We start from the raw sequence: 25,566 nt of genomic DNA, 5'->3' as shown, positions 1-25,566 counted from the left end.
CCATGGCCGAAAAAAAACGGTGGCATGAAACGCTACACGACCAGTTTGGGCAGTACTTTGCTGTAGATAACGTTCTGTATCATGAAAAGACCGATCACCAGGATCTGATCATTTTTGAGAACGCCGCATTTGGTCGCGTGATGGCGCTGGATGGCGTAGTACAAACCACCGAGCGCGACGAGTTTATCTATCATGAGATGATGACCCATGTTCCGCTACTGGCCCACGGTCACGCGAAACATGTGCTGATTATCGGCGGCGGCGACGGTGCCATGCTGCGTGAAGTAACCCGACATAAAAACGTTGAGTCAATCACGATGGTGGAAATCGATGCGGGTGTCGTATCGTTCTGCCGTCAGTATCTACCCAACCATAACGCCGGTAGCTACGACGATCCGCGCTTTAAGCTGGTGATCGACGATGGCGTCAATTTCGTTAATCAAACCAGCCAGACCTTTGATGTCATTATCTCCGACTGCACCGATCCTATCGGTCCCGGCGAAAGCCTGTTCACCTCAGCATTTTATGAAGGTTGCAAACGCTGCCTGAATCCTGGCGGTATTTTCGTCGCGCAGAACGGCGTCTGCTTTTTACAGCAGGAAGAGGCCATCGACAGCCATCGCAAACTCAGCCATTACTTCAGCGACGTTGGCTTTTATCAGGCGGCGATCCCGACCTATTACGGCGGCATCATGACCTTTGCATGGGCGACAGATAACGACGCCTTACGCCATCTCTCTACCGAAATTATTCAGGCGCGTTTTCTCGCTTCTGGCCTGAAATGCCGTTATTACAACCCGGCAGTCCATACGGCAGCTTTTGCCTTACCTCAGTATCTGCAAGACGCACTGGCTTCACAGCCGTCCTAAGGAGAAGATAAGAAATTGAAAAAACTGAAACTGCATGGCTTTAATAATCTGACCAAAAGTCTGAGTTTTTGTATTTACGATATCTGCTACGCCAAAACCGCCGAAGAGCGCGACGGTTATATTGCTTATATCGATGAACTCTATAATGCCAACCGTCTGACCGAAATCCTGTCAGAAACCTGTTCCATTATCGGAGCCAATATTCTTAACATCGCCCGCCAGGATTACGAACCACAGGGTGCCAGCGTCACTATTCTGGTGAGCGAAGAGCCGGTTGATCCGAAACTTATCGACAAAACAGAACACCCCGGCCCGCTGCCAGAAGCCGTGGTTGCCCATCTCGATAAAAGTCATATTTGCGTACATACCTACCCGGAAAGCCATCCTGAAGGCGGTTTATGTACCTTCCGCGCCGACATAGAAGTCTCCACCTGCGGCGTGATTTCCCCGCTGAAGGCGCTGAATTACCTGATCCACCAGCTTGAGTCTGATATCGTAACCATTGATTATCGCGTGCGCGGTTTTACCCGTGACATCAACGGCATGAAGCACTTTATCGACCATGAGATTAATTCGATTCAGAACTTTATGTCCGAGGATATGAAGGCGCTGTATGACATGGTGGATGTAAATGTCTATCAGGAAAATATCTTCCATACCAAGATGTTGCTTAAAGAGTTCGACCTTAAGCACTACATGTTCCACACCAAACCGGAAGATTTGACCGACAGCGAGCGCAAAGAAATTACCGCTGCGCTGTGGAAAGAAATGCGCGAGATTTATTACGGGCGCAATATGCCAGCTATTTAACGGCTCAGGCGGAGCACCGAGGCTCCGCCTGATTTAGTTACTTCTGTTGCACGAAATTGCGGTAAGCCGCCACCACCTGAAGAAAATCCTCAACGCCGCACAGCGACAGGCTTTCTTCGTCGTAGTAGTTCATCCCCTCTTCCATTTCATCGCCAGCGAATTCCAGTTGATTGGCGCGAATCATCACCTCTTCGCCGTCCATCCATAGCGTGTACTCATGCCCTGCCCGCTGCCAGGAACGTTCGCTACCTTTGAGCGTGCGCGCGGCGTCTTTCACTTCATCAAGCAAGGCCAGGTTTTCTTTCACCTCTTCATTAAACCAGTGCCCGACCACTTCATGCCCCATGGACATACGCACCTTTACCACTCCGGTAATATCGCGCAGAAATTCGTAATCCATAGTGTGTTCCTCTGCTCCCGGCAATGCGCCGAAATCGCATTGCGCCATTGATGTAATTATCGCAGCCTTACCGGAGAAAAACAGCGGAACGGCGATGGTTTAGAAATAAAAAAATGCCCGGGAATCACATTCTCCGGGCATTGTCTCGTTTATGCGCAGCGCGTGCGCTGACTTTTTAAACCGCAGTCTGGAAAATCACCCCATCCGCTTTTTCGGTGTACTGAGAAAGCTGGTTGAAGTTCAGATAACGGTAAGTATCAACGGCAGTTTTATCTACCTGCGCAACGTAGGTCTGGTACTCCTCCGGCGTTGGCAGTTTGCCAAGAAGTGCCGCGACAGCGGCCAGCTCCGCAGAAGCCAGGAAGACGTTCGCGCCAGTACCCAGACGGTTCGGGAAGTTACGGGTAGAGGTGGAAACCACCGTCGCACCGTCCGCCACACGCGCCTGGTTACCCATACACAGGGAACAGCCAGGGATCTCAATACGCGCGCCGCTCTTACCGAAGACGCTGTAGTAGCCTTCTTCTGTCAGCTGCGCGGCGTCCATACGGGTTGGCGGTGCCACCCACAGGCGAGTCGGCAACTGTCCTTTATGCGCATCCAGCAGTTTACCGGCGGCACGGAAGTGACCGATGTTGGTCATGCAGGAACCGATAAACACTTCGTCGATCTTCTCACCCTGTACCGCAGACAGCGGACGTGCGTCGTCCGGGTCGTTCGGTGCACACAGGATTGGCTCTTTAATATCAGCCAGATCGATGTCGATCACCGCCGCGTATTCCGCATCCGCATCGGCTTCCAGCAGCTCAGGATCCGCCAGCCATTTTTCCATGCCCTGAATACGACGTTCGAGGGTACGACGATCGCCGTAACCTTCCGCGATCATCCACTTCAGCAGAACGATGTTGGAGTTCAGGTATTCGATAATCGGCTCTTTGTTCAGCTTAATGGTACAACCGGCAGCGGAACGCTCGGCGGACGCATCGGTCAGCTCAAATGCCTGCTCAACTTTCAGAACCGGCAGACCTTCAATTTCCAGAATGCGACCAGAGAAGATGTTTTTCTTGCCTTTCTTCTCAACGGTCAGCAGACCTTGTTTGATCGCATACAGCGGGATCGCGTGTACCAGATCGCGCAGGGTAATGCCCGGCTGCATTTTGCCTTTGAAGCGCACCAGAACGGATTCCGGCATATCCAGCGGCATAACGCCAGTCGCGGCAGCAAATGCCACCAGACCAGAACCCGCCGGGAAGGAGATACCAATCGGGAAACGAGTATGAGAGTCACCGCCAGTACCCACGGTATCCGGCAGCAGCATACGGTTCAGCCAGGAGTGGATTACGCCATCACCCGGACGCAGCGACACACCGCCACGGTTCATAATGAAGTCCGGCAGCGTGTGGTGTGTGTTAACGTCAACCGGCTTCGGATAAGCCGCTGTGTGACAGAAAGACTGCATCACCAGGTCAGCCGAGAAGCCCAGGCACGCCAGGTCTTTCAGTTCATCACGGGTCATTGGGCCGGTGGTGTCCTGAGAACCGACCGAAGTCATTTTCGGCTCACAGTAAGCGCCCGGACGAATGCCTTTCACGCCACAGGCACGACCCACCATTTTCTGCGCCAGCGAGAAGCCGCGATCGCTTTCAGCGACATCTTTCGCCTGACGGAAGACATCGCTGTGCGGCAGACCAAGTGCTTCACGCGCTTTGGTGGTCAAACCGCGACCGATAATCAGCGGAATACGACCACCCGCACGCACTTCATCAATCAGCACGTCGGTTTTCAGTTCGAAGGTCGCCAGCAGTTCGTTGGTTTCGTGGTTACGCACTTCACCTTTGTACGGGTAAACGTCAATTACGTCGCCCATATTCAGGTTGGAGACGTCCACTTCAATTGGCAGTGCACCAGCGTCTTCCATAGTGTTAAAGAAGATTGGCGCAATTTTGCCGCCGAGGCACAGACCGCCGCCACGTTTGTTTGGCACATGCGGAATATCATCGCCCATAAACCACAGTACGGAGTTAGTGGCGGATTTACGCGAAGAACCCGTGCCCACAACGTCACCGACGTACGCCAGCGGGAAACCTTTCTGTTGCAGGGCTTCAATCTGTTTGATCGGCCCAACAACGCCTGGCTGGTCTGGCTCAATACCTTCACGGGCATTTTTCAGCATCGCCAGCGCGTGCAGTGGGATATCCGGACGCGACCATGCATCCGGTGCCGGAGAGAGGTCATCGGTGTTGGTTTCACCGGTCACTTTGAAGACGGTAACGGTCAATTTTTCAGCCAGCGCCGGGCGATTCAGGAACCATTCGGCATCCGCCCAGGACTGCATAACCTGCTTCGCGTATTTGTTGCCTGCTTTGGCTTTTTCTTCTACATCATAGAAGTTATCGAACATCAGCAGCGTATGAGACAGTGCTTTGGCGGCAATTGGCGCCAAGTTGGCATCGTCCAGCGCATCGATCAGCGGATGAATGTTGTAACCACCCTGCATGGTGCCCAGCAGTTCAATGGCTTTTTCTGGAGTCAACAGTGGGGATTTGGCTTCGCCTTTCGCGACAGCAGCAAGGAAACCAGCTTTTACATAGGCGGCTTCATCGACGCCAGGGGGAACTCGGTTGGTTAACAGATCTAACAGGAATTCTTCTTCGCCCGCAGGCGGGTTTTTCAGCAGCTCTACAAGCGCGGCCATTTGGTTTGCATCCAGGGGCTTGGGCGCAATCCCCTCAGCGGCACGCTCAGCTACGTGCTTACGGTATTCTTCTAGCACGACGGTTCTCCTCGCTCTCATTGTCATAGTGCGGCAGGCGATTCTCTTCACGCTCCTGTGAGACAGCAGTTTGTAGGGTAAATGCCCAGTACCGCAACGGGCAGAATAGCAGGATTTTGACGATGTGTTAATCTGTTTACAAAAAAGCAACATAAAAAAGTGGCTGAATCGTTAAGGATGGTCTAGAGATTGTTTTCCTTCGTAAAAACTTCGTTAATTCGCATAGTGATAATCACCTTTCTCAACGAATCCCAAGATTAGTCAAAATTTAAACTACCGCCTCTTTATACTCGGATTCACAGCACCTGCGGGTGGCAGTTCGCCGACCATTGCGATTTCCTTGAGATCCGAATTATGAAAATGACTTTGCCGTTTAAACCCCATGTGCTGGCGCTAATTTGCAGTGCCGGGCTTTGTGCCACTTCCGGTGCTTTGTATGTAAAAAGCCGCACTGTGGAAACGCCTGTAGAAGCGCAAACTGTGCCTGTTGTCACTACAGCTACGCTTCCTGCAACGGTTTCCGCGCCGCCAGTAACGCCCGCCGTCGTCAAATCTACCTTCAGTACTGCACAAATTGATCAATGGGTCGCGCCTGTCGCGCTGTACCCCGATTCTCTGCTTTCACAAGTGTTAATGGCATCAACCTATCCGGCAAACGTTGCGCAAGCAGTGCAATGGTCGCACGATAATCCACTTAAACAAGGTGACGCTGCTATTCAGGCAGTAGCTGACCAGCCGTGGGATGCCAGCGTCAAATCACTGGTGGCGTTTCCACAGCTGATGGCATTGATGGGCGAAAACCCGCAGTGGGTACAAAACCTCGGCGATGCGTTTCTGGCGCAGCCGCAGGATGTAATGGACTCGGTACAGCGTTTGCGTCAACTGGCGCAACAAACCGGATCGCTGAAGTCATCAACCGAACAGAAAGTCATTACGGCAACGAAGAAAGCTGTACCGGTAAAACAGGCTGTCACGGCTCCCGTCATACCATCCAATACCGTTTCAACAGCCAGCCCCGTCATTGCAGAGCCTGCACCAACCGTAATAACTATCGAACCAACCAATCCGGATGTGGTTTATATTCCCAACTATAACCCGACCGTGGTTTACGGGAACTGGGCCAATTCCGCGTATCCGCCGGTTTACCTGCCGCCGCCAGCCGGAGAACCGTTTGTTGACAGCTTTGTGCGCGGTTTCGGCTACAGCATGGGCGTCGCCACTACATACGCGTTATTCAGCAGCATCGACTGGGATGACGACGATCATGACCATCATCATCATGACGATGATGATTATCATCACGATGGCGGTCATCGTGACGGCAACGGCTGGCAACACAACGGTGACAACATCAATATCGACGTCAACAATTTCAACCGCATCACCGGTGAGCATCTTACTGATAAGAATATGGCATGGCGGCACAACCCAAACTATCGAGATGGTGTGCCTTATCATGACAGGGATATGGCAAAGCGGTTTCATCAAACCGATGTCAGTGGCGGCATGAGCGCCACGTCGCTACCTGCACCGTCGCGCGACAGTCAGCGTCAGGCTGCGGCAAGCCAGTTTCAGCAACGAACACGCGCCGCACCAGTCATTACACGAGTTACCCAACGTCAGGCAGCGGCACAGCAGTTTAATGAAGCTGAACACTATGGGAGCTATGACGACTTCCGCGACTTCAGCCGTCGCCAACCAATGACCCAGCAGCAAAAGGATGCCGCTCGTCAGCGTTATCAGTCCGCGTCACCTGAGCAGCGCCAGGCGGTACGCGAGAAAATGCGAACTAACCCGCAGAACCAGCAGCGAAGAGAGGCGGCGCGTGAGCGTATTCAGTCCGCGTCACCCGAACAGCGCCAGGCGGTACGCGAGAAAATGCAGACTAACCCGCAGAACCAGCAGCAAAGAGAGGCGGCGCGTCAGCGTATTCAGTCCGCGTCACCCGAACAGCGCCAGGCGGTACGCGAGAAAATGCAGACTAACCCGCAGAACCAGCAGCAAAGAGAGGCAGCGCGTGAGCGTATTCAGTCTGCATCACCTGAGCAACGCCCACTGAACCAACAACAGCGTGATAACGCCCGCCAGCGTATTCAATCGGCATCTCCTGAGCAACGTCAGGTTTTTCGGGAGAAAGTTCAGGAGAACCGCCCGCAACGTCTAAACGACAGTAACCATACTGCCAGGCTGAATAACGAGCAACGGTCAGCGGTACGTGAACGGTTGTCTGAGCGTGGAGCAAGAAGACTGGAAAGGTAAATTGCAGGCGTAAAAAAAGCGGCGTTGTTAGCCGCTTAAGACTGATGACAAACATCGAATCGCCCGATGCGCAAGCTTATCGGGCCTACACGGCACCTGCAATGTATTGAATTTGCATGATTTTGTAGGCCGGATAAGGCGTTTACGCCGCATCCGGCATCGACAACGAGCACTTTGTCAACAATCTGAAGCGGCCAGAATAGCCGCTTCTTAATTTGCCGGATGTTCCGGCACACAAAGAATTACTTCTTCTTCGCTTTCGGGTTCGGCAGGTCGGTGATGCTACCTTCGAATATTTCTGCCGCCAGCCCCACAGACTCGTGCAGAGTCGGGTGCGCGTGGATGGTCAGCGCGATGTCTTCCGCGTCACAACCCATTTCGATTGCCAGACCGATTTCACCCAGCAGCTCGCCGCCGTTAGTACCGACAATTGCACCACCGATCACACGGTGAGATTCTTTGTCGAAAATCAGTTTGGTCATACCGTCTGCGCAGTCGGAAGCGATAGCACGACCAGAAGCAGCCCACGGGAAGGTGGCGGTTTCGTAGCTGATGCCTTTCTCTTTCGCTTCTTTCTCGGTCAGACCCACCCATGCAACTTCTGGTTCGGTATAAGCGATAGACGGGATAACTTTCGGATCGAAGTAGTGTTTCTTACCGGCGATAACTTCAGCAGCAACGTGACCTTCGTGAACACCTTTGTGTGCCAGCATCGGCTGACCGACGATATCGCCGATAGCAAAGATGTGCGGTACGTTGGTACGCAGTTGTTTATCAACGCGGATGAAGCCACGGTCGTCAACTTCCACGCCAGCTTTGCCTGCGTCGAGGTTTTTACCGTTCGGCACACGACCAATCGCTACCAGCACGGCGTCGTAACGCTGCGGTTCAGCCGGTGCTTTTTTGCCTTCCATCGTCACATAAATACCGTCTTCTTTCGCTTCAACAGCAGTGACTTTGGTTTCCAGCATCAGGTTGAATTTCTTGCTGATACGTTTGGTGAAGACTTTAACGATGTCTTTGTCAGCCGCCGGGATAACCTGGTCGAACATTTCAACCACGTCAATCTGTGAACCCAGCGCGTGGTATACGGTTCCCATTTCCAGACCGATGATACCGCCACCCATAACCAGCAGGCGTTCTGGTACTTCTTTCAGTTCCAGCGCGTCAGTGGAGTCCCAGATACGCGGATCTTCATGCGGAATAAACGGCAGTTGGATCGGGCGAGAACCCGCTGCGATGATCGCGTTGTCGAAGTTGATCACGGTTTTACCGTTCTCACCTTCAACTTCCAGGGTGTTTGCCCCGGTGAATTTACCCAGACCGTTGACCACTTTTACTTTGCGGCCTTTCGCCATACCAGCCAGACCACCGGTCAGCTGATTGATCACTTTCTCTTTCCAGGTACGAATCTTGTCGATATCGGTTTTCGGTTCACCGAAGACGATACCGTGTTCAGCCAGAGCTTTGGCTTCTTCGATAACTTTTGCTACGTGCAGCAGTGCTTTAGAAGGGATACAGCCGACGTTCAGGCAAACACCGCCGAGGGTGTTGTAGCGTTCTACGATTACGGTTTCCAGACCTAAATCAGCGCAACGGAAGGCAGCAGAGTAACCTGCGGGGCCTGCCCCAAGTACCACGACCTGAGTTTTGATTTCAGTACTCATCATGACCTCTATATATTTATCTCCGGCGGGTCTGACGTTTTTTTTATGACGCCCATTATCCACCGGGTCGTTCTATCCGTCGGTATTTTACAAAATTGTTAACAATTTTTAAACAACAAACGGCAACCGATTTGTCTATTCGCTAATAATCTCAATACATTCATGAGATTACCAGAAAAAAGCCGGCCGTTGGGCCGGCTCTTTTATTTACATCACCAGACGGCGAATATCAGACAGCGTGTTGTTAATGATGGTAATGAAACGGGCACCATCAGCACCGTCGATCACGCGGTGGTCGAAGGAGAGAGAAATCGGCAGCATCAGACGCGGCACGAACTCTTTACCATTCCACACCGGCTCCATCGCGGACTTGGAAACGCCGAGGATAGCCACTTCCGGTGCGTTCACAATCGGCGCGAAGTGGGTAGTACCCAAGCCGCCGATACTGGAGATGGTGAAGCAACCGCCCTGCATTTCGCCCGCAGTCAGCTTACCGTCACGCGCTTTCTTGGAAATGGTCATCAGCTCGCGAGACAGCTCGATGATGCCTTTCTTGTTGACGTCTTTGAATACCGGAACAACCAGACCGTTCGGGGTATCCACCGCCACACCGATGTTGATGTATTTCTTCAGGGTCAGACGCTGACCGTCTTCCGACAGAGAACTGTTGAAGCGAGGCATCTGCTCAAGCGCCGCAGCAACGGCTTTCATGATGAAGACAACCGGGGTGATTTTCACATCCAGCTTACGTTTCGCTGCTTCTTCGTTCTGCTGTTTACGGAACGCTTCCAGCTCGGTGATATCGGTTTTGTCGAAGTGAGTAACATGCGGGATCATCACCCAGTTACGGCTCAGGTTCGCGCCAGAGATTTTCTGGATACGGCCCAGTTCCACTTCTTCGATTTCACCAAACTTGCTGAAGTCCACCTTCGGCCACGGCAACATGCCTGGGATACCGCCGCCAGTCGCCGCCGGAGCCGCTTCTGCACGTTTGATAGCTTCTTTCACGTAAGCCTGAACGTCTTCGCGCAGGATACGACCTTTACGGCCTGTGCCCTTCACTTTCGCCAGGTTAACGCCAAACTCGCGTGCCAGACGACGGATCAGCGGAGTCGCGTGAACGTAAGCGTCGTTTTCAGCAAATTCAGATTTGCCTTCGGCTTTCGCAGCCGGTGCTGCTGCCGGAGCTTCAGCTTTTGCTGCCGGAGCCGGCGCTGCCGCTTCCTGTTTCGCCGGAGCCGCCGAAGGCGCTGCGCCTTCAACTTCGAAGATCATAATCAGCGAGCCAGTTTTCACTTTATCGCCAACGTTGACTTTCAGTTCCTTCACAACACCTGCAAACGGAGCCGGAACTTCCATAGAGGCTTTGTCGCCTTCTACGGTGATCAGTGACTGTTCAGCGGCAACTTTGTCGCCCACTTTCACCATCACTTCGGTCACTTCAACTTCGTCACCGCCGATATCCGGAACGTTAACTTCTTTCACGCCAGCCGCTGGCGCTGGTGCTGCTGCCGGAGCTGCTTCCTGTTTAGCCGCCGGAGCCGGAGCTGCCGCACCTGCTTCACCCGCAACTTCGAAGATCATGATCAGCGAGCCGGTGGACACTTTGTCGCCAACATTCACTTTGATCTCTTTCACGGTGCCCGCAAACGGCGCCGGAACTTCCATAGAAGCCTTGTCGCCTTCTACGGTGATCAGCGACTGTTCAGCTTCAACTTTATCGCCCACTTTCACCAGGATTTCGGTCACTTCGACTTCGTCGCTGCCGATATCCGGAACGTTAACGTCTTTTGCCGCCGCTGCCGCTGGTGCTGCTGCCGGAGCTGCTTCTTTCTTCTCTTCTGCCTGAGCAGGTGCAGCGTCAGCTGCACCGTCGGCGGAATCGAAAATCATAATCAGTGCGCCGGTCTGGGTTTTATCGCCAACAGAGACTTTGATCTCTTTAACAATACCTGCCTGCGGAGACGGAACTTCCATAGAGGCTTTGTCGCCTTCTACGGTGATCAGCGACTGTTCGGCTTCAACTTTGTCGCCCACTTTGACCAGGATCTCGGTGATTTCAACTTCATCAGCCCCGATGTCCGGTACTTTGATTTCGATAGCCATTATTCTTTTACCTCTTACGCCAGACGCGGGTTAACTTTTTCTGCATCGATGTTGAATTTGGCGATTGCGTCAGCAACCACTTTCTTATCGATTTCGCCACGTTTAGCCAGTTCGCCCAGCGCCGCAACCACTACATAGGAAGCATCAACTTCGAAGTGGTGACGCAGGTTCTCACGGCTGTCGGAACGACCGAAGCCATCAGTACCCAGGACGCGGTAGTCGTCAGCCGGTACGTAAGTACGAACCTGCTCAGCGAACAGTTTCATATAGTCGGTAGATGCCACTGCCGGAGCGTCGTTCATCACCTGAGCAATGTACGGAACGCGCGGAGTTTCCAGCGGGTGCAGCATGTTCCAGCGTTCACAATCCTGACCATCACGCGCCAGTTCGGTGAAGGAGGTCACGCTATATACGTCAGAACCTACGCCGTAATCTTTCGCCAGGATCTGTGCTGCTTCACGGACGTGACGCAGAATAGAACCGGAACCCAGCAGCTGAACTTTACCTTTGCTACCTTCAATGGTTTCGAGTTTGTAGATACCTTTACGGATACCTTCCTCAGCACCTTCCGGCATTGCCGGCATGTGGTAGTTTTCGTTCAGCGTAGTGATGTAGTAGTAAACGTTCTCTTGTTTTTCACCGTACATACGCTCCAGACCGTCATGCATGATGACAGCAACTTCGTAAGCGTAAGCCGGGTCGTAAGAGATACAGTTCGGGATAGTCAGCGACTGAATGTGGCTGTGACCATCTTCGTGCTGCAGACCTTCGCCGTTCAGGGTGGTACGACCGGAAGTACCGCCGATCAGGAAGCCACGCGCTTGCTGGTCGCCAGCTGCCCAGCACAGATCGCCGATACGCTGGAAGCCGAACATCGAGTAATAGATGTAGAACGGAATCATCGGCAGGTTGTTGGTGCTGTAAGAGGTCGCCGCTGCCAGCCAGGAACAACCTGCGCCCAGCTCGTTGATCCCTTCCTGCAGAATCTGACCTTTCTCGTCTTCTTTATAGTAAGCAACCTGCTCGCGGTCCTGCGGGGTGTACTGCTGACCGTTCGGGCTGTAGATACCAATCTGACGGAACAGACCTTCCATACCGAAAGTACGCGCTTCGTCGGCGATGATCGGCACCAGGCGGTCTTTGATCGACTTGTTCTTCAGCATCACGTTCAGGGCACGAACGAAAGCGATAGTGGTAGAGATCTCTTTGCTCTGCTCTTCCAGCAGCGCGCCGAAGTCTTGCAGGCTCGGCAGCTCAAGCTTCTCGGTGAAGTTCGGCTGACGGCTTGGCAGATAACCGTGCAGTTTCTGACGCTGAGCGTGCAGATAGGTATGCTCTTCAGAACCTTCCGGGAAGGTGATGTACGGCAGTTTTTCGATATCTGCATCAGACACCGGCACATTGAAACGGTCGCGGATGTGACGCACGCCGTCCATGTTCATTTTCTTAACCTGGTGCGCGATGTTTTTACCTTCAGCCGCGTCTCCCATGCCGTAACCTTTAATGGTATGAGCAAGGATTACAGTCGCTTTGCCTTTGGTTTCCTGCGCTTTCTTGAATGCAGCGTAGATTTTCTTCGGATCGTGACCGCCACGGTTCAGTGCCCAGATCTGCTCGTCAGTCCAGTCTGCAACCAGTGCTGCGGTTTCAGGATATTTACCGAAGAAGTGTTCACGAACGTACGCGCCATCTTTCGATTTGAAGGTCTGGTAGTCGCCGTCAACGGTTTCGTTCATCAGTTGGATCAGTTTACCGCTGGTATCTTTACGCAGCAGTTCATCCCAACGGCTACCCCACATCACTTTGATCACGTTCCAGCCAGCACCTTCGAAGATGCCTTCCAGTTCGTTGATGATCTTGCCGTTACCGGTGACCGGGCCGTCAAGACGCTGCAGGTTACAGTTGATAACGAAGACCAGGTTATCCAGTTTTTCACGGGTAGCGATGGTGATCGCACCTTTGGATTCCGGTTCGTCCATTTCGCCGTCGCCGAGGAACGCGTAAACGGTTTGTTTAGAGGTATCTTTCAGGCCACGGTGTTCCAGATATTTCAGGAATTTAGCCTGGTAAATAGCACCAATCGGTCCCAGACCCATAGATACGGTCGGGAACTGCCAGAATTCCGGCATCAGTTTCGGGTGCGGATAGGAAGAGAGGCCATTGCCGTGAACTTCCTGACGGAAGTTATCGAGCTGCTCCTGAGTCAGACGACCTTCCAGGAAAGCACGAGCGTAAACGCCCGGAGAGATGTGACCCTGGAAGTAAACCAGGTCGCCGCCATCCTGCTCGTTGCGTGCACGGAAGAAGTGGTTAAAGCACACATCATAAATGGTTGCGGAAGACTGGAAGGATGCCATGTGGCCGCCCAGTTCCAGATCTTTTTTGGATGCACGCAGAACCGTCATGATGGCGTTCCAGCGGATAGCTGAACGAATACGGCGTTCCAGTTCCAGATTACCCGGATACTCCGGTTGTTCTTCAACGGGGATGGTGTTGATGTAGTTGCTGACGCCGGTGCCTGCGGCTACGTTGACTCCGCCTTTGCGGGCTTCAGCAAGCAGTTGGTCGATCAGATACTGAGCACGCTCAACACCTTCTTCACGGATGACCGATTCGATCGCCTGGAGCCAGTCGCGAGTTTCGATCGGATCCACGTCATTTGGGAAACGTTCTGACATGGGTTATTCCTTATCTATCTAATAACGTTGAGTTTTCTGGAACCTGTCCCATTGAACTCTCGCCGGAAAGCTCAATAAGACAGGTTCTACGTTTAGTTGCCGCGCTTTTATATGCGCTTGATTTACAACATCTTCTGGCTAATTTTCACCAGAAAAATCACTAATTCTTTCGTTGCTCCAGACGGCGCAGAGAACGCTCACGGCGACTCTCTTCACGGCTTCTGTCGAGCAAAATTTCTTCGATAAAGGCCAGATGGCGATGTGATGCTTCGCGCGCTTCTTCCGGCTTACCGGCCATAATCGCTTCGAATATGCGGGTGCGGTGACTACTCACCAGCGGCAGCATCTCGCGACGCGAATAGAGCAATTCGAAGTTCTGACGGACATTCTGAGCCAACATCGGCTCCATACACCTTAGCAGATGAAGCAAAACCACATTGTGGGCCGCTTCGGTGACGGCAATCTGATACTGGAGTACGGCGTTTGATTCCGCGTCCAGATCGCCAGACTGCTGCGCCAGCTCTATGGCGTGATGGAGTTCACGGATGCGTTCCTTGTCTTCATCGGTACTACGCAGCGCGGCGTAATAAGCGGCGATACCTTCCAGGGCGTGTCGTGTTTCGAGCAAGTCATACTGTGATTCAGGATGGTCGGAGAGCAGCTCCACCAGCGGATCGCTGAAACTTTGCCAGAGGCTGCTCTGGACAAAAGTGCCGCCACCCTGGCGACGAAGCAACAAGCCCTTCGCTTCGAGACGTTGAATCGCCTCACGCAAGGAGGGACGGGAGACGTCGAACTGTTTCGCCAGTTCGCGTTCCGGTGGGAGTTTTTCGCCCGGACGAAGTGTGCCTTCGAGGATCAAAAACTCCAGTTGCTGCTCAATCACATCGGAGAGTTTTGGTTGGCGGATTTTGCTGTAGGCCATGAGTTCCTGTCTTAAGCCACTTGCCGAAGTCAATTGGTCTTACCAATTTCATGTCTGTGACGCTAAAGTAACAAAGTATTCACCTTATGTCCATACAGGTTTTGATTGAAATCATGAAACTGTGCACATTTTAACAACTTGACACATATGACGTTTCAAAGTTGTAACTATGCACAAATGTAGACTTTACGTGATCAATGGTTTTTTTAACGTTTATTAAACTATAAAAATCCAAATTGAACCGATTCACTTACCAATTTTTCGATTTTTAATGCCATTAAAATGAATTTATATTCATTTATTGCGATGGGGTGTTTCGGGGCTTTCCTTTACAAACGATTTCTTTTTAGGCAACTCATCTTCAACCTGGCATAAAGCGAGTGCATTCACTGGCGCATACCATTATTCTTGATCTGACGGAAGTCCCTTTGTAACAATTCAAACGTTTTTGATGTAAACAAATTAATACAACAAACGGAATTGCAAACTTACACACGCATCACTGCGTAGATCAAAAAAACAATCACCGCACGAGGTTTCATGATGGAAGGTCAACAGCACGGCGAGCAGCTAAAGCGCGGCCTTAAAAACCGCCATATCCAGCTTATCGCGCTGGGTGGCGCGATAGGGACAGGACTATTCCTGGGAAGCGCCTCCGTAATACAGTCCGCAGGGCCAGGGATTATCCTGGGTTACGCTATTGCCGGTTTTATCGCCTTTCTGATCATGCGTCAGTTAGGTGAAATGGTGGTCGAAGAACCGGTAGCAGGCTCCTTCAGCCACTTTGCTTATAAATACTGGGGCAGTTTTGCTGGTTTCGCCTCTGGCTGGAACTACTGGGTACTGTACGTTTTAGTTGCCATGGCAGAGCTTACTGCCGTCGGCAAATACATTCAGTTCTGGTATCCGGAAATCCCCACCTGGGCTTCGGCCGCCGTATTCTTTGTGGTGATCAACGCCATCAACCTGACCAACGTTAAAGTGTTTGGCGAGATGGAGTTCTGGTTTGCCATTATCAAAGTTATCGCGGTGGTGGCGATGATCATCTTCGGTGGCTGGCTGCTGTTCAGCGGCAACGGTGGCCCGCAGGCGAGCGTTAGCAACCTGTGGGATCAAGGTGGCTTCCTGCCGCACGGCTTCACCGGGCTGGTGATGATGATGGCGATTATCATGTTCTCGTTCGGCGGTCTGGAACTGGTAGGCATCACCGCAGCAGAAGCAGATAACCCGGAGCAAAGTATTCCCAAAGCGACTAACCAGGTTATCTACCGCATCCTGATTTTCTACATTGGTTCCTTAGCCGTTCTGCTCTCCCTGATGCCGTGGACGCGCGTTACCGCCGATACCAGTCCGTTTGTGCTGATCTTCCACGAGTTGGGCGATACTTTTGTCGCTAACGCCCTGAATATCGTGGTGTTGACGGCGGCGCTTTCGGTTTACAACAGTTGCGTCTACTGCAACAGCCGTATGCTTTTCGGTCTGGCACAACAAGGAAACGCACCGAAAATGCTCGCTTCCGTCGATAAACGCGGCGTACCGGTAAACACCATTCTGGTCTCTGCGTTGGTTACGGCATTGTGCGTACTGATTAACTACCTTGCCCCAGAGTCCGCGTTCGGACTGTTAATGGCGCTGGTGGTTTCCGCTCTGGTAATCAACTGGGCGATGATAAGTCTTGCGCATATGAAATTCCGTCGCGCCAAACAAGCACAAGGTGTGGCTACCCGTTTCCCTGCTCTGCTCTATCCGCTGGGTAACTGGATCTGCCTGCTGTTTATGGCGGCGGTTCTGGTGATTATGCTGATGACGCCGGGAATGGCGATTTCGGTTTACCTGATCCCGGTATGGCTGCTCGTGTTAGGCATCGGCTATCTGTTTAAAGAGAAAACCGCAAAAGCCGTAAAAGCGCATTAATCTCTCTACGCCCTCACCCGCGCTGGGTGAGGGCTACAATCTTTACACCAACGCTCCGTAAATCGTCAGTAGCGCAATCACCACCACAACCACGAACGAAGTTTTCTTCGCCATTGAAACCGCTGCTTTCGGCGTCTCCACCTTATCGATATGCGGTTCACGCGCCAGAGAGAACTGCGCCAGACGCGTTAACACCTGATATTGCGAAGTATGGAAATCACCCAGCGAAGCAAACCAGGCAGGTAATGCTTTTTCACCGTGACCGATCAAGGCATATACCACGCCCGCAAGGCGAACCGGCACCCAATCCAGCACATGAAGCACGGCATCAATACCGGACTGTAAACGATGATGCGGCGTCTGGTAACGCGCCAGCCAGTATTGCCATGCACGCAAAAACGCATAACCCATCAGCGTAACTGGCCCCCAGGTTCCCCCTACAATCAACCAGAACAGCGGCGCAAGGTAAAAACGGAAATTGATCCACAGCAGTGCATTTTGCAGCTCGCGCAAGAACTCACGTTCATCACAACCTGCAGGAACACCATGAATCATGGTTAATTCGCCAGCCATTGTGGAACGGGCATGGCTATCGTTACGTGAAGCGGCTGCCAGATATGCATGATAATGGAGACGCACTTTACCCGCGCCAATACACAGTAAACCAAGCAACAGCCATACCAGCAGCGTCGGGACGTTGAACAATAATCCATGCAACGCGCGCAACAGCAAAAAAGTCACCCCCATCGCAATAATGGTCATACCTAACGTGCGCCCCAGCGAAAAATGTTTCACCCGCCGAAAGAACGCTTCAAGACGGTGATCAAGCTGCCAGTGCTCGCCCAACTTAAACAGGCGCTCAAAAATTAACACCAGTAAGGTTGTGAATAGCGTCATGTTGTCTCCTTGCTGACCAGCGCACGAAACCGTGCCCAATCAAATGCAGGACCAGGATCGGTTTTACGATCCGGCGCAATATCGCAATGCCCCGCCATATTATTAGCGATATCTGGATAGCGATGAATCAGCGCCCGCGTAACCGCCGCCAGTTGCTGATACTGCGCATCGGTATAAGCCAGCGTGTCGGTGCCTTCCAGCTCAATCCCAATAGAAAAATCATTACAGCGTTCGCGACCTTGATACTGAGATATCCCCGCGTGCCAGGCGCGTTTATCGAAAGAAACATACTGGACAATTTCACCATCACGGCGAATCAAACAGTGGGCGGAAACGCGCAAATGGGCGATCTCAGCAAAGAAGGGATGTGCCTGCGGATCAATAGTTCCGGTGAATAATGCATCAATCCACGGACCGCCAAACTCACCTGGCGGCAGGCTAATATTGTGCACCACCAGCAGGGTGGGTGTTTCGTCATCCGGGCGGCAATCGTAATGTGGTGAGGGAACGCGGCGCGCGCCGACCAGCCACCCCTGTTCTAACAACATGCAGGATCTCCTTATATGTGGTGCTAATACCCGGTTCAGAGTAGCATGTTTCTACCTTATGATTCGTTAGCTATCTGGAGTTTTAACATGCCGCCTCGCCGCTATAACCCTGACACCCGACGTGACGAGCTGCTGGAACGCATTAATCTCGATATCCCCGGCGCGGTGGCTCAGGCGCTGCGAGAAGATTTAGGCGGAACAGTTGATGCCAACAACGACATTACGGCAAAACTTTTACCGGAAAATTCTCGCTCTCATGCCACGGTGATCACCCGCGAAAATGGCGTATTTTGCGGCAAACGCTGGGTTGAAGAGGTGTTTATTCAACTGGCAGGCGACGATGTCACCATTATCTGGCATGTGGATGACGGCGATATCATCCACGCCAATCAACCCTTGTTCGAACTTGAAGGCCCATCCCGCGTGCTGTTAACGGGCGAACGCACGGCGCTCAATTTTGTGCAAACTCTTTCCGGGGTTGCCAGTAAGGTTCGCCACTATGTCGAATTACTGGAAGGCACCAACACGCAGTTGTTGGATACGCGCAAAACCTTGCCGGGTCTGCGTTCGGCTCTGAAATACGCGGTACTTTGCGGCGGCGGAGCGAATCACCGTCTGGGGCTTTCTGACGCCTTCCTGATCAAAGAAAACCATATTATTGCCTCCGGCTCAGTGCGTCAGGCGGTCGAAAAAGCGTCCTGGCTGCACCCTGATGCGCCAGTAGAAGTCGAAGTAGAAAATCTGGAAGAACTTGATGAAGCCCTGAAAGCAGGTGCCGATATCATCATGCTGGATAACTTCGAAACAGAACAGATGCGCGAAGCCGTCAAACGCACCAACGGCAAGGCGCTACTGGAAGTGTCTGGCAACGTCACCGACAAAACACTGCGCGAATTTGCCGAAACGGGCGTGGACTTTATCTCCGTCGGTGCACTAACTAAACACGTACAGGCACTCGATCTCTCAATGCGTTTTCGCTAATTCCTGACAGATTTATCCGCTCCGTAGCGGGCGGATAATCTTCCCTTCCCCAACTTTCTTCGTAACGCCTCGCAAATTTCTTGTCTTTCGCTGCAACGTAATAAAAAACCCCGGAAGCCACCTTCCCGTTTCGTTTTTTGCCCCTCGCCTGTACCGATGGCGTTTGCCAAAGTAGCGCCAACGAAATCAAGGAGCGAAACAGATGGACAAGCAACGCGGTTTTACACTTATCGAACTGATGGTGGTTATTGGCATCATTGCCATTTTAAGCGCCATCGGCATTCCCGCTTATCAGAACTACCTGCGCAAAGCAGCACTCACCGACATGCTACAAACCTTTGTGCCTTACCGTACTGCCGTAGAATTGTGCGCGCTGGAACATGGTGGATTAGACACCTGTGACGGCGGTAGCAATGGTATCCCCTCGCCCACCACCACTCGCTATGTCTCTGCCATGAGCGTGGCGAAGGGCGTGGTGTCGCTGACCGGGCAAGAAAGTCTTAATGGTTTAAACGTCATCATGACACCGGGTTGGGATAACGCAAACGGCGTCACCGGCTGGACGCGCAACTGCAATATTCAAAGTGACAGCGCATTGCAGCAAGCCTGCGAAGATGTCTTCCGCTTTGATGACGCAAACTAAGGAGCGGCAATGAATATTTCACAGCTCACCGCCCTGTGTCTGCGTTATCAGGGAGTTTTGCTGGATGCCAGCGAAGAGGTGGTTCATGTTGCGGTAGTCGATGCGCCTTCGCATGAATTCCTCGATGCCTTACATTTTGCCACCACTAAACGCATTGAGATCACCTGCTGGACGCGCCAGCAAATGGAAGGCCATGCCAGCCGCTCACAACAAACGTTGCCCGTAACCGTTCAGGAGAAACATCAGCTCAAGGCAGAGTTGCTGACCCAAACGTTACAATCTGCGCTGGAACAACGCGCGTCTGATATTCATATCGAACCAGCGAACAGCGCCTACCGTATCCGCTTGCGTATCGACGGCGTGCTGCATCCTTTACCAGATGTTCCACGGGATGCCGGAGCCGCATTAACCGCCAGATTAAAAGTACTGGGAAGCCTGGATATTGCGGAACATCGCCTGCCGCAGGACGGGCAATTCACTGTCGAACTGGCAGGGAACGCCGTCTCATTTCGTATTGCAACCTTGCCATGTCGGGGCGGTGAAAAGGTGGTATTACGGTTGTTACAGCAGGTAAACCAGGCGCTGGATGTCAACACGCTGGGAATGCAGCCGTTACAACTGGCGGACTTTGCTCATGCCCTACAGCAACCACAAGGACTGGTGCTGGTAACTGGGCCAACCGGAAGCGGAAAAACCGTCACGCTTTATAGCGCCCTGCAAACGCTGAATACCGCTGATATTAATATTTGTAGCGTCGAAGATCCGGTTGAGATCCCCATCGCCGGGCTAAACCAGACGCAAATCCATCCACGTGCCGGTCTTACCTTTCAGGGCGTTTTGCGCGCGTTATTACGCCAGGATCCCGATGTCATCATGATCGGAGAGATCCGCGATGGCGAAACGGCAGAAATCGCCATTAAAGCCGCGCAAACGGGTCATCTGGTATTGTCCACGCTGCACACTAATTCCACCTGCGAAACGCTGGTGCGTTTACAGCAAATGGGCGTTGCTCGCTGGATGCTTTCATCGGCGCTCACGCTGGTGATAGCCCAGCGGCTGGTACGCAAACTTTGCCCGCATTGTCGCCTGCAGCAAGGGGAACCCATCCATATTCCCGACAATGTATGGACATCGCCGCTGCCCCGCTGGCAAGCACCCGGTTGTAGACACTGCTACCACGGTTTTTATGGTCGCACGGCCTTGTTTGAAGTTCTGCCTATAACACCGGTCATACGTCAGCTTATTTCCGCTAATACCGACGTTGAATCGCTGGAAACGCACGCCCGACAGGCGGGAATGCGCACGCTTTTTGAAAACGGCTGCCTGGCCGTGGAGCAAGGCTTAACCACCTTTGAAGAGTTAATCCGCGTATTGGGGATGCCGCATGGCGAGTAAGCAACTCTGGCGCTGGCATGGCATAACCGGCGACGGCAATATGCAAGATGGGATGCTATGGGCAGAAAGCCGTACTTTGTTGATTTTTGCGCTACAGCAACAGACGGTTACCCCACTGCGTCTGAAGCGAATCGCCATCAATCCTGCACAGTGGCGAGGAGATAAAAGCGCGGAAGTCATTCATCAACTGGCGACGCTACTCAAAGCCGGCTTAACCCTTTCTGAAGGGCTGGCGCTGCTGGCGGAACAGCATCCCTGTAAGCAATGGCAAGTATTGCTGCAATCGCTGGCGCACGATCTCGAACAGGGCGTTGCCTTTTCCAATGCCTTATTACCCTGGTCAGAGGTTTTCCCACCGCTCTATCAGGCGATGATCCGTACGGGTGAACTGACCGGTAAGCTGGATGAATGCTGCTTTGAACTGGCGCGCCAGCAAAAAGCCCAACGTCAGTTGACCGACAAAGTGAAATCAGCGTTGCGTTATCCCATCATCATTTTAGCGATGGCAATCATGGTGGTTATGGCAATGCTGCATTTTGTTCTGCCGGAGTTTGCCGCTATCTATAAGACCTTTAATACCCCACTACCGGCGCTAACGCAGGGGATCATGACGCTGGCAGACTTTAGTAGTGAATGGGGCTGGTTGCTGGTGTTGTTCGGCTTTCTGCTGGCGATAGCCAATAAGTTGCTGATGCGCCGTCCGACCTGGCTTATCGTGCGACAGAAATTGCTGTTACGCATCCCAATTATGGGTTCCCTGATGCGGGGACAAAAACTCACGCAGATTTTTACGATTCTGGCGCTGACACAAAGTGCAGGAATTACTTTTTTACAAGGGGTTGAGAGCGTCAGAGAAACAATGCGCTGCCCGTACTGGGTGCAACTTCTGACACAAATCCAGCACGATATCAGTAACGGTCAGCCCATCTGGCTGGCGCTAAAAAATGCCGGTGAGTTTAGCCCACTCTGTTTGCAATTAGTGAGAACAGGAGAGGCATCCGGCTCGCTGGATCTCATGTTAGACAACCTCGCCCATCATCATCGGGATAACACAATGGCGCTGGCAGATAATCTTGCAGCCTTACTGGAACCGGCGTTGCTGGTCATTACAGGAGGAATTATCGGTACGCTGGTGGTGGCAATGTATCTGCCAATTTTCCATTTAGGCGATGCGATGAGTGGGATGGGATAACGCTGGCGTGGTGATCCACGCCAGCATTGGGAGATTACAGGTTATTGAAGATGCGGTTTTCTTGTTCCTGCACACGGATAAACGTGGTGCGCTTGGTCAGCTCTTTCAGGCGTGAAGCCCCAACGTATGTACAAGCTGAACGCAGACCGCCTAAAATATCACGCGCGGTATTTTCAACCGGACCACGCAGCGGCAGCTTAACGGTTTTACCTTCTGCAGCGCGATATTCCGCAACGCCGCCAACGTGGCGTTTCATCGCAGACTCGGAGCTCATGCCGTAGAACAGCATAAATTTCTCGCCGTTCTCTTCTACAATGCGACCACCACTCTCTTCGTGGCCTGCCAGCATACCGCCGAGCATCACGAAATCAGCACCGCCGCCAAAGGCTTTCGCGACATCGCCCGGTGTGGTGCAGCCACCATCGCTGACGATCATCCCGCCCAGACCGTGCGCAGCATCGGCACATTCGATTACCGCAGAAAGTTGCGGATAACCGACGCCTGTTTTGACGCGAGTTGTACAGACAGAACCTGGGCCAATACCAACTTTAACGATATCGGCACCGGAGAGGATAAGCTCCTCACACATTTCACCAGTCACTACGTTGCCAGCACAAATGGTTTTGGTCGGCCACGCTTCACGCGCTTTCGCAACGAACTGCACGAAGTGTTCGGAATAACCATTCGCCACGTCAATACAAACGAAGTTTAATGCCGGGTTTAGGTCGAGAATTTGTTTGGTTTTTTCGAAATCCGCATCAGACGTGCCGGTAGAAACCATCACATGTTTCAGCACATCACCGGAAGAATTGTTGATAAACGCTTGCCACTCTTCGACAGAATAGTGTTTATGCACAGCGGTAAGAATATCAAAAGAAGCCAGCGCAGAGGCCATGGAAAAAGTGCCTACGGTGTCCATATTCGCGGCGATAATCGGCACGCCGGACCAGCTCTGACCTGAATGTTTGAAGGTGAATTGACGCTCCAGTTCAACATCGGAACGACTTTTAAGAGTAGAACGTTTAGGACGGATGAGGACGTCTTTAAAACCTAACTTCAGATCTTCTTCAATACGCATGTGCGGATTCCTGGGGTTAATGGCTATAAGGATAAGAGCGCAACTCCAGTGACGCTATCATACGCACTAATCGATGTGGCGCAAGACTGCGAAATTGTCTTTTTTTACGCTACAATCCCATAAATTTACCTGGTAAATAATGAGCGAACGTTCCATCAATTTCGCTTTTGTACGCTCATTTTTAACGTTTTGATAATCATGATGAATTCCCGGGAATATAAATTATGAGGTATATAGTTGCCTTAACGGGAGGCATTGGCAGTGGCAAGAGTACCGTTGCAAATGCGTTTGCAGACCTCGGAATTAACGTCATTGATGCCGATATTATTGCGCGTCAGGTGGTTGAACCAGGTGCACCTGCGCTACGTGCCATTGCTGAACACTTTGGCGCTGACATGATTGCTGCTGATGGCTCATTGCAGCGCCGGGTCTTGCGCGAGCGGATCTTCGCCAACCCGGAAGAGAAAAACTGGCTTAACGCCCTGCTGCATCCGCTGATTCAGCAGGAGACGCAACGTCAGATCCAGCAGGCAACTTCCCCCTATATACTGTGGGTTGTGCCATTGCTGGTAGAAAACTCACTGTATAAAAAAGCGAATCGTGTGCTGGTGGTGGATGTCAGCCCAGAAACGCAACTTAAGCGTACCATGCAGCGCGATGATGTTACTCGCGAGCATGTCGAACAAATTCTTGCTGCCCAGGCAACGCGCGAAGCCCGTCTTGCCGTGGCAGATGACGTCATTGATAATAACGGCGCACCGGATGCTATTGCATCGGATGTTGCCCGCCTGCACGCACACTATTTGCAGCTTGCGTCGCAGTTTGTCTCACAGGAAAAACCGTAATGCAGACCCAGGTCCTTTTTGAACATCCACTAAATGAAAAAATGCGTACATGGCTGCGCATTGAGTTTTTAATTCAACAACTCACCGTAAATTTACCCATCGTTGACTACGCTGGCGCTCTGCATTTCTTCCGTAATGTCAGTGAATTGCTGGATGTTTTCGAGCGCGGAGAAGTGCGCACTGAGCTATTGAAAGAGCTTGACCGCCAGCAACGTAAACTCCAGACCTGGATTGGCGTGCCAGGCGTTGATCAGAGCCGTATTGAAGCATTAATTCAGCAGTTAAAAGCAGCGGGTAGCGTGTTGATTTCTGCGCCGCGTATCGGGCAATTTCTGCGTGAAGACAGGCTGATTGCCTTAGTGCGTCAGCGTCTGAGCATACCTGGCGGCTGTTGTAGCTTTGATTTGCCCACTTTGCATATTTGGCTACATTTACCCCAGTCACAGCGTGACAGCCAGGTAGAAACCTGGATTGCCAGCCTGGACCCGCTCACCCAGGCACTTACCATGGTGCTGGATCTGATTCGCCAGTCGGCTCCTTTTCGTAAACAAACCAGCCTGAACGGTTTTTATCAGGATAATGGCGAAGACGCTGATCTGCTGCGGCTGAATCTGGCGCTTGATTCACAGCTTTATCCGCAAATTTCCGGTCATAAAAGCCGTTTTGCGATTCGTTTTATGCCGCTGGACAGTGAAAATGGTCTGGTGCCAGAGCGCCTGGATTTTGAACTGGCTTGCTGCTAAGGAGTTACGATGTCAGAAACTATTACGGTGAATTGCCCAACCTGCGGGAAAACTGTGGTGTGGGGTGAAATCAGCCCGTTTCGGCCATTTTGTTGCAAACGTTGTCAGTTGATCGACCTCGGAGAATGGGCTGCTGAAGAAAAACGAATCCCCAGCAGCGGCGATCTTTCTGAGAGTGATGACTGGAGCGAAGAGCCAAAGCAGTAACATTTTGTCTGATGCCGCACGTAGGCCTGATAAGACGCGCCAGCGTCGCATCAGGCATCTTGCGCAAATGTCGGATGCGGCGTAAACGCCTTATCCGACCTACAAAGCCTAATTTATCAACGAGTTAACAAACTGCGTAGGCCTGATAAGACGCGCCAGCGTCGCATCAGGCATCTTGTGCAAATGTCGGATGCGGCGTGACGCCTTATCCGACCTACAGACGCTTAAGCTTCGCAATTACCGGTTCATTGGCTGGAGGAAAATCATCGGCATTAAGACCGACTAGCGACATCCACTCACCGGGTTGCCCTTCTTTACCCCACGGCTCCCCTTCCCAACCTTCGACCAGCCAGAACCACAGAGTGATATGCCTGTCCGGGAATTCATATTCCAGTTTTTCAAATAGCGAAAAATGTTGTGGGGTAATCCCGACTTCTTCCTGAAGTTCACGCACCACCGCTTGTTCCGGTGTTTCGCCCATTTCAATTTTACCGCCAGGAAACTCCAGCTTATTCGCCATGTGCGCATCTGCGGCGCGACGAGTAATAAAAATTTCGTTGTTTTTATTGCGAATGATACCCACCGCAATTTGCAGCTTTTTCATTGTCTTAAACCTATAAAAAAGGCGCAGAATCC

Annotated in this window: 22 protein-coding genes; 11 read left to right on the top strand and 11 right to left on the bottom strand. The window is 52.2% G+C overall.

All coding sequences use genetic code 11. The features are described 5' to 3' along the window. The first annotated feature begins 2 nt into the window (after nt 1-2). Both speE and speD read left to right on the top strand, forming a co-directional pair. Complete coding sequence (speE, locus tag A7589_RS14300; RefSeq protein WP_000818482.1) at nt 3-869, top strand: polyamine aminopropyltransferase; 867 nt, start codon at nt 3-5, stop codon at nt 867-869. Nucleotides 870-884: 15 nt separating this feature from the next. Beyond that, nucleotides 885-1,679 (top strand): adenosylmethionine decarboxylase, encoded by a 795-nt coding sequence (speD, locus tag A7589_RS14295; RefSeq protein ID WP_000734283.1) that lies wholly within the window; start codon nt 885-887, stop codon nt 1,677-1,679. 37 nt (nt 1,680-1,716) lie between these two features. Here speD and yacL read toward each other — a convergent pair whose 3' ends face one another. Next, complete coding sequence (gene yacL / locus A7589_RS14290) at nt 1,717-2,079, bottom strand: protein YacL (RefSeq protein ID WP_010356181.1); 363 nt, start codon at nt 2,077-2,079, stop codon at nt 1,717-1,719. A 175-nt stretch (nt 2,080-2,254) separates the two neighbouring features. Next, nucleotides 2,255-4,852, bottom strand: coding sequence for a bifunctional aconitate hydratase 2/2-methylisocitrate dehydratase (gene acnB, locus A7589_RS14285; protein ID WP_010356179.1), 2,598 nt, complete (start codon nt 4,850-4,852; stop codon nt 2,255-2,257). Between the two features lie 354 nt (nt 4,853-5,206). Here acnB and A7589_RS14275 point away from each other — a divergent pair, with 354 nt between their 5' ends. After that, on the top strand, nt 5,207-7,111 hold the full coding sequence (locus A7589_RS14275) for a DUF3300 domain-containing protein (protein ID WP_108188898.1): 1,905 nt from the start codon (nt 5,207-5,209) through the stop codon (nt 7,109-7,111). Nucleotides 7,112-7,353: 242 nt separating this feature from the next. Here the strand turns inward: A7589_RS14275 and lpdA are convergent, their stop codons facing one another. From lpdA to pdhR, 4 genes are all read right to left on the bottom strand, one after another. Further along, nucleotides 7,354-8,778 (bottom strand): dihydrolipoyl dehydrogenase, encoded by a 1,425-nt coding sequence (gene lpdA / locus A7589_RS14265; protein WP_000102484.1) that lies wholly within the window; start codon nt 8,776-8,778, stop codon nt 7,354-7,356. A gap of 207 nt (nt 8,779-8,985) precedes the next feature. Next, nucleotides 8,986-10,884: a pyruvate dehydrogenase complex dihydrolipoyllysine-residue acetyltransferase gene (aceF, locus tag A7589_RS14260; protein WP_000963504.1), complete on the bottom strand. Its 1,899-nt coding sequence runs from the start codon at nt 10,882-10,884 to the stop codon at nt 8,986-8,988. A gap of 14 nt (nt 10,885-10,898) precedes the next feature. After that, a complete protein-coding gene (aceE, locus tag A7589_RS14255; protein WP_000003836.1) occupies nt 10,899-13,562 on the bottom strand; it encodes a pyruvate dehydrogenase (acetyl-transferring), homodimeric type in 2,664 nt (887 codons plus the stop codon). A gap of 160 nt (nt 13,563-13,722) precedes the next feature. After that, complete coding sequence (gene pdhR, locus A7589_RS14245; protein WP_000331776.1) at nt 13,723-14,487, bottom strand: pyruvate dehydrogenase complex transcriptional repressor PdhR; 765 nt, start codon at nt 14,485-14,487, stop codon at nt 13,723-13,725. A gap of 540 nt (nt 14,488-15,027) precedes the next feature. On the opposite strand from pdhR, the gene aroP reads away from it, so the two are divergent. Then, a complete protein-coding gene (gene aroP, locus A7589_RS14240) occupies nt 15,028-16,401 on the top strand; it encodes an aromatic amino acid transporter AroP (RefSeq protein ID WP_077630333.1) in 1,374 nt (457 codons plus the stop codon). 42 nt (nt 16,402-16,443) lie between these two features. On the opposite strand, the gene ampE is transcribed toward aroP, so the two are convergent. Beyond that, complete coding sequence (gene ampE / locus A7589_RS14235; protein WP_000171989.1) at nt 16,444-17,298, bottom strand: beta-lactamase regulator AmpE; 855 nt, start codon at nt 17,296-17,298, stop codon at nt 16,444-16,446. Continuing rightward, nucleotides 17,295-17,846, bottom strand: a complete 552-nt coding sequence (ampD, locus tag A7589_RS14230) for a 1,6-anhydro-N-acetylmuramyl-L-alanine amidase AmpD (RefSeq protein ID WP_000923732.1) — start codon at nt 17,844-17,846, stop codon at nt 17,295-17,297. The genes ampE and ampD overlap by 4 nt, the downstream gene beginning before the upstream one ends. An 87-nt stretch (nt 17,847-17,933) precedes the next feature. Between ampD and nadC the strand changes: the two genes are divergently transcribed. The 4 genes from nadC to hofC all read left to right on the top strand — a co-directional run bounded on the left by nadC (nt 17,934) and on the right by hofC (nt 22,057). Next, complete coding sequence (nadC, locus tag A7589_RS14225; RefSeq protein ID WP_001135151.1) at nt 17,934-18,827, top strand: carboxylating nicotinate-nucleotide diphosphorylase; 894 nt, start codon at nt 17,934-17,936, stop codon at nt 18,825-18,827. 202 nt (nt 18,828-19,029) lie between these two features. Next, a complete protein-coding gene (ppdD, locus tag A7589_RS14215; RefSeq protein ID WP_000360898.1) occupies nt 19,030-19,470 on the top strand; it encodes a prepilin peptidase-dependent pilin in 441 nt (146 codons plus the stop codon). Nucleotides 19,471-19,479: 9 nt separating this feature from the next. Next, a complete protein-coding gene (gspE, locus tag A7589_RS14210) occupies nt 19,480-20,865 on the top strand; it encodes a type II secretion system protein GspE (protein WP_001027404.1) in 1,386 nt (461 codons plus the stop codon). Next, the gene (gene hofC, locus A7589_RS14205) at nt 20,855-22,057 is read left to right on the top strand and encodes a protein transport protein HofC (RefSeq protein WP_000157281.1); all 1,203 of its coding nucleotides are present in this window, start codon (nt 20,855-20,857) and stop codon (nt 22,055-22,057) included. The genes gspE and hofC overlap by 11 nt, the downstream gene beginning before the upstream one ends. Nucleotides 22,058-22,091: 34 nt before the next feature. Here the strand turns inward: hofC and guaC are convergent, their stop codons facing one another. After that, entirely contained in the window at nt 22,092-23,135 is a 1,044-nt protein-coding gene (gene guaC / locus A7589_RS14200; RefSeq protein ID WP_001217350.1) for a GMP reductase, read from the bottom strand. Nucleotides 23,136-23,290: 155 nt separating this feature from the next. Next, complete coding sequence (locus A7589_RS23080; RefSeq protein ID WP_176241868.1) at nt 23,291-23,335, bottom strand: hypothetical protein; 45 nt, start codon at nt 23,333-23,335, stop codon at nt 23,291-23,293. Between the two features lie 24 nt (nt 23,336-23,359). Between A7589_RS23080 and coaE the strand changes: the two genes are divergently transcribed. From coaE to yacG, 3 genes are read left to right on the top strand one after another with little or no spacing between them, the layout of a single operon-like run. Beyond that, the gene (gene coaE, locus A7589_RS14195; protein WP_001269534.1) at nt 23,360-23,980 is read left to right on the top strand and encodes a dephospho-CoA kinase; all 621 of its coding nucleotides are present in this window, start codon (nt 23,360-23,362) and stop codon (nt 23,978-23,980) included. Further along, nucleotides 23,980-24,723 (top strand): cell division protein ZapD, encoded by a 744-nt coding sequence (zapD, locus tag A7589_RS14190; RefSeq protein ID WP_001194741.1) that lies wholly within the window; start codon nt 23,980-23,982, stop codon nt 24,721-24,723. Before coaE ends, zapD begins: the two co-directional genes overlap by 1 nt. 9 nt (nt 24,724-24,732) lie before the next feature. Then, nucleotides 24,733-24,930, top strand: a complete 198-nt coding sequence (gene yacG / locus A7589_RS14185; RefSeq protein ID WP_000005033.1) for a DNA gyrase inhibitor YacG — start codon at nt 24,733-24,735, stop codon at nt 24,928-24,930. A gap of 214 nt (nt 24,931-25,144) precedes the next feature. On the opposite strand, the gene mutT is transcribed toward yacG, so the two are convergent. Next, nucleotides 25,145-25,534 (bottom strand): 8-oxo-dGTP diphosphatase MutT, encoded by a 390-nt coding sequence (gene mutT / locus A7589_RS14180; protein WP_000736052.1) that lies wholly within the window; start codon nt 25,532-25,534, stop codon nt 25,145-25,147. Nucleotides 25,535-25,566 lie beyond the last annotated feature (32 nt).

It is taken from the genome of Escherichia sp. MOD1-EC6475, assembly GCF_003046645.1.
In the GTDB taxonomy this organism is placed as follows: Bacteria; Pseudomonadota; Gammaproteobacteria; order Enterobacterales; family Enterobacteriaceae; genus Escherichia; species Escherichia ruysiae.
The sequence above is the reverse complement of the archived record's forward strand: the minus strand, read 5'-3'. Positions and strand labels throughout refer to the sequence as shown.